Source organism: Silvanigrella sp., assembly GCF_044369315.1.
In the GTDB taxonomy this organism is placed as follows: Bacteria; Bdellovibrionota_B; Oligoflexia; order Silvanigrellales; family Silvanigrellaceae; genus Silvanigrella.
This window is the reverse complement of sequence record NZ_JBIPMD010000166.1, coordinates 1-7677: the sequence shown is the minus strand read 5'-3', so window position 1 is coordinate 7677 and position 7677 is coordinate 1. Positions and strand designations below refer to the sequence as shown.

At 29.3% G+C, this 7677-nt stretch carries 9 protein-coding genes; 6 read left to right on the top strand and 3 right to left on the bottom strand.

The features are described from left to right. Nucleotides 1-194: 194 nt before the first annotated feature. Nucleotides 195-734, top strand: a complete 540-nt coding sequence (locus ACIQ56_RS12335) for a hypothetical protein (protein ID WP_397601361.1) — start codon at nt 195-197, stop codon at nt 732-734. Nucleotides 735-967: 233 nt separating this feature from the next. Here ACIQ56_RS12335 and rpsO read toward each other — a convergent pair whose 3' ends face one another. Beyond that, nucleotides 968-1237, bottom strand: coding sequence for a 30S ribosomal protein S15 (rpsO, locus tag ACIQ56_RS12330; RefSeq protein ID WP_397601362.1), 270 nt, complete (start codon nt 1235-1237; stop codon nt 968-970). Between the two features lie 157 nt (nt 1238-1394). On the opposite strand from rpsO, the gene ribD reads away from it, so the two are divergent. After that, the gene (ribD, locus tag ACIQ56_RS12325; protein ID WP_397601360.1) at nt 1395-2696 is read left to right on the top strand and encodes a bifunctional diaminohydroxyphosphoribosylaminopyrimidine deaminase/5-amino-6-(5-phosphoribosylamino)uracil reductase RibD; all 1302 of its coding nucleotides are present in this window, start codon (nt 1395-1397) and stop codon (nt 2694-2696) included. Between the two features lie 8 nt (nt 2697-2704). Here ribD and ACIQ56_RS12320 read toward each other — a convergent pair whose 3' ends face one another. Beyond that, a complete protein-coding gene (locus ACIQ56_RS12320) occupies nt 2705-3355 on the bottom strand; it encodes a hypothetical protein (RefSeq protein WP_397601359.1) in 651 nt (216 codons plus the stop codon). Further along, on the bottom strand, nt 3331-3915 hold the full coding sequence (locus ACIQ56_RS12315; protein WP_397601358.1) for a hypothetical protein: 585 nt from the start codon (nt 3913-3915) through the stop codon (nt 3331-3333). Before ACIQ56_RS12315 ends, ACIQ56_RS12320 begins: the two co-directional genes overlap by 25 nt. Nucleotides 3916-4685: 770 nt before the next feature. Here ACIQ56_RS12315 and ACIQ56_RS12310 point away from each other — a divergent pair. The 4 genes from ACIQ56_RS12310 (at nt 4686) to ACIQ56_RS12295 (ending at nt 7566) form a co-directional block, all read left to right on the top strand. Then, complete coding sequence (locus tag ACIQ56_RS12310; protein ID WP_397601357.1) at nt 4686-5711, top strand: tyrosine-type recombinase/integrase; 1026 nt, start codon at nt 4686-4688, stop codon at nt 5709-5711. Nucleotides 5712-5810: 99 nt separating this feature from the next. Next, nucleotides 5811-6602, top strand: coding sequence for a helical backbone metal receptor (locus ACIQ56_RS12305; RefSeq protein WP_397601356.1), 792 nt, complete (start codon nt 5811-5813; stop codon nt 6600-6602). Between the two features lie 17 nt (nt 6603-6619). Continuing rightward, a complete protein-coding gene (locus ACIQ56_RS12300; RefSeq protein WP_397601355.1) occupies nt 6620-7108 on the top strand; it encodes a thermonuclease family protein in 489 nt (162 codons plus the stop codon). 65 nt (nt 7109-7173) lie between these two features. Continuing rightward, nucleotides 7174-7566, top strand: coding sequence for a serine hydrolase domain-containing protein (locus ACIQ56_RS12295; protein ID WP_397601354.1), 393 nt, complete (start codon nt 7174-7176; stop codon nt 7564-7566). Nucleotides 7567-7677: the final 111 nt, after the last annotated feature.

Below are 7677 nucleotides of genomic sequence, written 5' to 3'. Positions count from 1 at the left end.
GATTACCTTAGAGATCTTCTTATTTATCAAAACCTTTGGATGCAAAACCCAAAAGATTGGTTACCTTGGAATTATCTTGATACTATCAACAAAATCAAAAACCACTCTCTATAAAAAATTTAATACCATTCATTGTGTTTGTAAAATGCACTTATTGGGAGGACACAGAGGGTTTCCCATGGGAAAGAGCTCAGATGCTTGTTAAAAATGGAGAATTTAATTCTCATTTTACAGTGAAAACGGATAAAAGAGAGGAATTCTTATTATTTCAAAATGGAAATACAATTTCAACCAGAATTGCTATAGCTTATTCAAAGAATAATAATTTAAAAGCCGAAGTTGAGAAAATAAATTCAATAGAAAGTTTTAAAAAATTTGAACTCATTTCATATATAGGTGATAATTGGATTGATACATATTTTAGTAAAGATAAAAATTTTAATATCGTAAAAATATCAAATTTAAACAGTGTTCTTGCAATGATAAATTCAAACAGAAAAGACATTCATATTACCGCAAATGACTTAGGTATTAAGTACATTATAAAAAAGAATAATTTGAATAATGTATTTATAAAAAATATCAATTTTGTAGAAGCTTCAGATATAGAATTTAAATTTTGCCTGCTTAAAAGTTATCCAAATTCAAAGGCATTAATGGCTGAAATTGAAAAAAATCTTACAATCGCAAAAAATTCGGGAATAATAGATAAAATTATTTCCAAATATCTATGAGAAAATATTTCTGTTGTCATTTTTAAAAGTGCTCTGCACTGAAGTCAGAAGACGTCTTATGATTTTTACAAAGGTTTGTAGTGCAGAGCACTTCTGCCTTTAGTGAAGACAAATGGCTTCTGAAAATGACAATAGTTATCAAAGTATAAATCATTTTTATAAATTTTGAGATACACCTATAAAAAAAAGCTTGAAAAATGTAATATTTTCAAGCTTTTTTTATACCGTAAAAATTAGCGGCGGATGCTTAACTCAGCAATGAGTTTTTGGTATCCAGCTTCGTTTTTACGTTTTAAGTAATCAAGAAGACTACGGCGTTGGCTAACTAAAGCTAACAAACCACGACGACCTGCATAATCTTTAGCATGTACGCGAAAGTGTTCTGTTAATTGATTGATACGAGTTGTTAGAAGAGCTATTTGAACTTCTGAAGAGCCTGTATCTGATTCGTGTGTACGAAATTTTGCTATGATTTCTGCGCGTTGTTCAACAGTAATTTGCATGGTAAATCCTTTCTGGGCATTATCCCAAGTATTTAAATATACAGGAAGAACCAGTATTAGCACCCATGCGAAGTATGCTTAAAACCGATTGTTTCCTAAAAAAGCAATTAAGCTCAGCATGCTCACTAACATTTCAACAATAGGAAGGCAATTAAAAATGTCTTTTAGCCTAAAAAAAGGATTTACATTTGGAGGTTGGCTTCCTCATTTATTCCCAAATATGGAAAATATTTATCCCCCACCGGAAGCCTGTATTTCTCACAGTGATGAATACTGGCTCTTTCATACCTTTCTTGAAAGTATGAAAAATGCAAGTATTTCAAATCCGAATCCTTCTGTTGGCTGTCTCATTGTTAAAAATAATAATATCATTTCAAATGGTTGTACTGAGTCCTGGGGCAATAAACATGCGGAACGAGTTGCTTTTCAAAATGCATCCGATGACGATCTAGAAAATAGTAGTATTTATATTACCTTAGAGCCTTGCACCCACCAGGGAAGACAACCTCCTTGTAGCGATCTTTTTAAAAATAAAAATATTGGAAAAGTGGTTGTTGGCTGCATTGACCCTAATCCCGTTGTTTCAAATCAAGGAATTCAGTCCTTGATAAATTTAGGAATTGGACAATCCAATTTTTTTCTTTCAAATGAAATAAAAGCTTGGAATTATCCTTTTTTTATTCAGCAGCAAAAAAATAAATTATTTATTGCTTTAAAATGGGCTCAATCTCTTGATGGCTGTCTTGCCGATGACAATAATGGCTGGCAGTGGATTTCGGGTGAGCAATCTCGAACATATGCACATTGGCTTAGACAAAAATACGATGCCATTATGGTTGGGATTGGAACGATTTTAAACGATTTTCCTTCATTAGATATTAGAAATTTAAATCATATCAATAAAAGAAATCCTCTTAAAATTATTTATGATCCCGAAGGAAAATTATTTTCATGCAATGAAGAACAACAACAAAAACTCCTCCAAAAAACATTACAAAAAGGCTCTCACAAAATTTTTATCATTGATAAAAATATTTTTGAAAGTTATCGAAATTCAAAAAAAATATCTCATTGGCAAAAAAATCTTTTAGAAAATAGCGAAATTGAATTTATTACCAATAAGGGACAAAATAAGCTTCATACAGCTGAGTCTATTTTAGAATGTTTAAACGATAATAATTCTAAAATTTTGAATATTTTAGGAAGGCCTTTACAAAGTATCATGATAGAAGGTGGTCATAGATTATTAAGTTCGTTTATCCAAGAAAATCATTTTGATATTATGCATATTTTTACTGCCCCATTTTTTTTGGGTGGAGAAAAACATAAACTCTTTTCAAAAACAAAACGTTCTTATCAAAACTATTCCATAAAAGAGGTTAAAAATGAAATAAGATATCACATTGCAGCACAAGCTCTTTTAGGTGAAGATAATTTATTAGAGATCATCAAAAAATAATTAGCCAATTAAAAAAGAGAGTAACTTGTATTTATGAGTCTGTAACATTTTGCTGGCCTATGAAAAATAATGGGGGCGATAAAATCGGTTGCTATTACTTTATTTAATAATTTATTTCCTTCTATACGAACTTTATTATTCGATATTTTAGAGCACACTCGAACACAAATCCCCTCACTAAGCTCTATGGCACAAACGACTTTATTTAAGCTATCAATTTGTGATAGTTTACGCCAAATAAAACCGACGTAATCCCCATAATTATAAAAAGGACTATTCATATTATCTTCAATAGTAATAATTTCAGAATCTTTATATCTTGCTTTAAATAATAAAATATCGGAACAAGCTTTAGACTCTTGATCATCAAACTCATAAAATATTTTAGAACAAATTTCTTCGCTAATTGGAAAATCACCAATGCCATCAAAAAACCAAGTCTCAGGCACATTCACGCCTTCAGAAATAAAAGCTTCATATATTTTTTGACCTGTTACTTTTGATTTGATTACAGGACTTTCTTCATATTGTTTAATTGAATTTGATAAAATATTATATTTAGTTGAGAAGTATTTTTTTGTTTTATTTAAAATGCCTACTCTTATAGAATAAGCACGCAAGCCAGCTGATTGTGTTAATAACCTTTTAATATCGGACATTTTATATTCCCTTTGTTATTAGCAATATCAATTAGATATTTCTTTACAACATCAAGAAGAGCAAATTCAAATAATTGAAACCATTGCCCCTGTTTTGAATGAGGGTTAAAATCAACATCAAAAATAAAATCTCTTTTTTCTAACCCATAAACACAAACAAAACAATAATTTCGGTTAATTTGGATTGTTCGATACATTCCATTATGGACATTAAAATTTTTACTTCTTTCTTCATTAAGCAACACACCAACCCTAACGTTACTATTAAACATTTTTATTTGACTTAATTCAATTTCTTTAAAGTGAAATGTTTGTTTTCTTGTGTACTTAAATTGATTGATAAAAGGATCTATTTTAAAAATATCTAACAAAAGATAGTGATCTGTCAAACCTGTTAAGTCACTACCTAAGTTTATGCACTGTGTGGTAAAAAGGTCTATTATATTTGCATCAATGTAATTAAAAAACCTATCTGCTTTATATGTTCGTATTACTTTTTTTAATTCAGACTTTAGATATTCATTTCTAAGGTGAATATATATTCTTTTTGAATTTTCCATGGATAAGCCTCAGGAGAAAATCTAAACTAATTTGTTATAGCCTTCAAAGAACAATGATACTGGTAATTTATAGAAATACCTTTTATACTCATATAGCAAACCAAATAGGAACAGCATAGAGTACTAAAATCATTTTGATGTGCTCCTCTACATTTTGAATTATTAAGGCAATTTGTTACGTCCCTAGAAAAAACACCAAAGTGATTTAAAATGCTCGAAAAAAGAGAATTTAGTTTTTCTATGAAAAGAAAAATAACTTTAAAAATTTCATTATCTAGAAAAAACAATTTCAACTGGTGCTCTTTAAAGAAACAAATTTTTTTCGATCGATCTATTGAAAACAATTTATCGTTCAAAAATTGACTACCATAATTTATTTTAAAAAACAGATTAAACTTTAAACAATCATTTTCTAAACTTTCAAAATATCTATTTTTTTCTTTATCCATATGAATATCTTTTAAAATTCCTTCATTACCAAAAAAAATAAAAAGAAAGGTCTTTATAATACAAGTTGATACATTTTTACAATCAATCCTATCTAAAAAACTTGAAAGAGCAGAGGATATCTTACATTTATATAAGCACATGTAAATAAAGTAATTTTTAATTTAAATTATTTTAATATACTGTAATTATTTTATTATTTTTTTTGATGCCATACTCATTGAGTGTATTGATAAAACGGAATAGGTTTATAGCAACGAATTTAAAGCTCTTGCATATAGATGCTTTCATTCAATAAAAATGGTTTTTTTGAGGAGATTTTCATGGACGGAAATTTTGTCAACCATCAGTCTGTTGTGTCTGAGATTATTAACAAAGATTTTTTTTATCCGGAAACTTTTGCATTTTCTAAGTTATCACCACTACTGATTAGATTTTTAAATCAATTAAAAAAATCTGGCAAATCGATTAATACAATTAGCGCATATAGAAATGACTTATCATTATTTTGTGAGTTTTTAATAGAGAAACAAATTAGTCCTGATAATTATTCTTATCCTGCTCAAGAAAATTGGCTTCATTTTTTAAAAGAAAATGGAAGACATTCTCAATCTAGCATGCGCCGCGCACAAATGAGTGTTCGCACTTTTATTCACTTTTTAGTATCTGAAAAAATAATAACCAATTCACCTTTTTTAGATATTAAATCACCAAAACAACCAGCTCCTGCTTTATTAACAGTCACTCATGAAAAATATTTAAGCCTTTGCAGAACGCTAAAACAACTAGCTATAAACAAAGATGAAAAAGCAATTCGTAATTGGACACTTATCTTAATTTTAGGTGAGTGTGGATTAAAAGCTTCAGAAGCATCTAACTTAACATGGGGAGACGTTTGGCCTGAATTAGAAGACCCAACATCAGAAAATTCAATTGCAGGATGCTTAAAAGTTACTGGAAATAATGAAAGACTTGTTCCTTATAATCTTGAAGTTTCCAGAGCATTAAATATGCTTAAAGAAACTAGAGAACAAATGTCTTTATCAACATCCCTCGATTCAAAATTATTTTTTGGTTACTTAAATGTAAGTAGAAAAACAAGAACTAATTTCTTGCACAGACATGGAATTAAATTTGTTATTTATGAAGTATGTACAGAAATTTTAGGAATTCCATACAACTCAGAAAGTTTAAGAAACCACGCTATTCTAAGATGGTTGTCTAAAGGAATGGATAATGAAAAAGTAGCTAATTTAGCTGGTTACTCTTCATTAAACTCACTTGAGCGTTTCTTAAATAGCAAAGAAAGAAAAAAAGTAAGTACAAGAAAAACAAAATCCACTAAATAAAATCTTAGTAGATTTTCATTCTCAAAAGATTAAAGTTTTTCGCAAGAATAAGGATATAAAATTGCGGTTAACTTTAATTTTTTTATTTGAAGGTCTCAAATGACGAAATCTTTGCGCATTGTTTCTTTAGTTCCAAGTTTAACAGAAAGCCTTTGTGATCTTGGACTTCAAAGTTATATTGTAGGATGTACAAATTATTGTATTTCTCCAAAAAGCTTACGAAAAACATCGACCTCAATTGGGGGAACGAAAGATCCTAATATTCAAAAAATAATTTCTTTAAAACCAACTCATGTTGTCATAAATGAAGAAGAAAATACGGATCAAATCAGAAAAGAAATTTATGAAAATGAGCATTTTAAAAACTGCCAAATTATAGATTCTTTCCCTAAAACAGCACTCGATTCCATTGCACTTATAAAGGAACTTGGAAACATTTTTGAATGCCAATCTTTTGTAAATTCATGGGCAAAAGAAACAGAAGAATTATTATTAAAATGTAAACCTGAAGAAAATAATATTATTGAATGTTTTTATTTTATATGGCGGAACCCCTGGATGGTTGCCGGAGATAAAACATATATCTCTGAAATGCTAAAACTTGTTGGTTTTCAAAATTTAATTTTAACCTCAAATGAGTTAAATAAACGCTACCCAATTTTAAATGAAACCGATCCCATTTTAAAAAAAGGTAAAATTTTATTTTTTAGTACCGAACCCTATCCCTTTAAAAAAAGACATATTGACGAATTTCTGCAAAAAGCTAATTTAGAAAATGTCCATTATTTAATAGCAGATGGTCAAAATTTAAGTTGGTATGGTACAAGAACTTTAAAAGCGTTAAGTTACTTAATTAGCTTAAAACAACAAGCTTCTCGTTTATTATTATAGTTTTAAAGGTGAAAAGAATGATAACTCCACAAATCAAAAATATATTTCGTAACATGTTAGTATTAAATACAATTCTATTTTCACAAGCAGCCTTTGCCGCTACGGAAGTGAAATACAAAGTTTTAAAATGTCATGATGGGGATACCTGCCAAGTATTAAGTTCTGACAATATGAAACTGAAAATTCGACTCATAGGAATTGATGCCCCAGAAGTAACTAATAGAAAAAATAAAGTAAATCAGCCTTACGGTCTAGAGAGTAAAGATTTTATTAATAATTTAATCAAAGGAAAGTCTGTTACATTAAAAAATTATGCTACCGATCCTTTTGGACGTTCTCTTTCTGAAATCTTTCTTGAAAAATTAAATGTCAATTTAAAAATGGTAGATTCTGGTATGGCAGAAGTTTATAAAGGAAAAATGGATAAAAATTTCGATGTCACTCCTTATCTCGAAGCCGAAAAAAAAAGCGAAAAAAGAAAAAATAGGTATATGGTCTTTGCCTAATTACCAAAGCCCAAAAGATTTTAGAGTTACTCATAAAAACTGAAATAAATTTAAAGTAAATTAAAATGAATATCCAAAAAAAATTAGAAAATGTCATTTGCAAAGAAGGAAAATTTATTGGAGCGACGGGACTCTCCTTTACAATTCAATCTCCACTTGTGAATAAAGGAAAACCTTACACTTATCATGTTGGTTTACAAAGTTTAGAGGGCGCTCCCGTAACTCATGAAAGTTTATTTCAAATAGGAAGCGCTTCAAAAACTTTTTTATCTGTAGTCATGCTACAACTTGAAACCGAAGGAAAAATTTCTTTAGAAGATTCCATTTCAAAATTTTTTCCTCATGATTATCCTTTATGGCATGAAATTAAAATAAAACAATTATTAAATATGACCTCTGGAATTCCCAATTTTACGAATGACGGAACCGAAATTTCAATTAAAAATTTTGGTAGGTAGAGACATGACTTTTATTTCCTTTCAAATAAAGTAATTCATTGCCATGAAACCCCTGCAGAACCGGACTTGTAGTTTTCCCACATCCGGCTCCCAGAGATGATATTCATTGCG

Bases quoted from the DNA above. Each gene is read 5' to 3' on its own strand.
- ACIQ56_RS12305 (WP_397601356.1), top strand. From the start codon at position 5,811: ATGACGAAATCTTTGCGCATTGTTTCTTTAGTTCCAAGTTTAACAGAA.
- ACIQ56_RS12300 (WP_397601355.1), top strand. From the start codon at position 6,620: ATGATAACTCCACAAATCAAAAATATATTTCGTAACATGTTAGTATTA.
- ACIQ56_RS12295 (WP_397601354.1), top strand. From the start codon at position 7,174: ATGAATATCCAAAAAAAATTAGAAAATGTCATTTGCAAAGAAGGAAAA.
- ribD (WP_397601360.1), top strand. From the start codon at position 1,395: ATGTCTTTTAGCCTAAAAAAAGGATTTACATTTGGAGGTTGGCTTCCT.
- ACIQ56_RS12310 (WP_397601357.1), top strand. From the start codon at position 4,686: ATGGACGGAAATTTTGTCAACCATCAGTCTGTTGTGTCTGAGATTATT.
- rpsO (WP_397601362.1), bottom strand. From the start codon at position 1,237: ATGCAAATTACTGTTGAACAACGCGCAGAAATCATAGCAAAATTTCGT.
- ACIQ56_RS12335 (WP_397601361.1), top strand. From the start codon at position 195: ATGCTTGTTAAAAATGGAGAATTTAATTCTCATTTTACAGTGAAAACG.
- ACIQ56_RS12320 (WP_397601359.1), bottom strand. From the start codon at position 3,355: ATGTCCGATATTAAAAGGTTATTAACACAATCAGCTGGCTTGCGTGCT.
- ACIQ56_RS12315 (WP_397601358.1), bottom strand. From the start codon at position 3,915: ATGGAAAATTCAAAAAGAATATATATTCACCTTAGAAATGAATATCTA.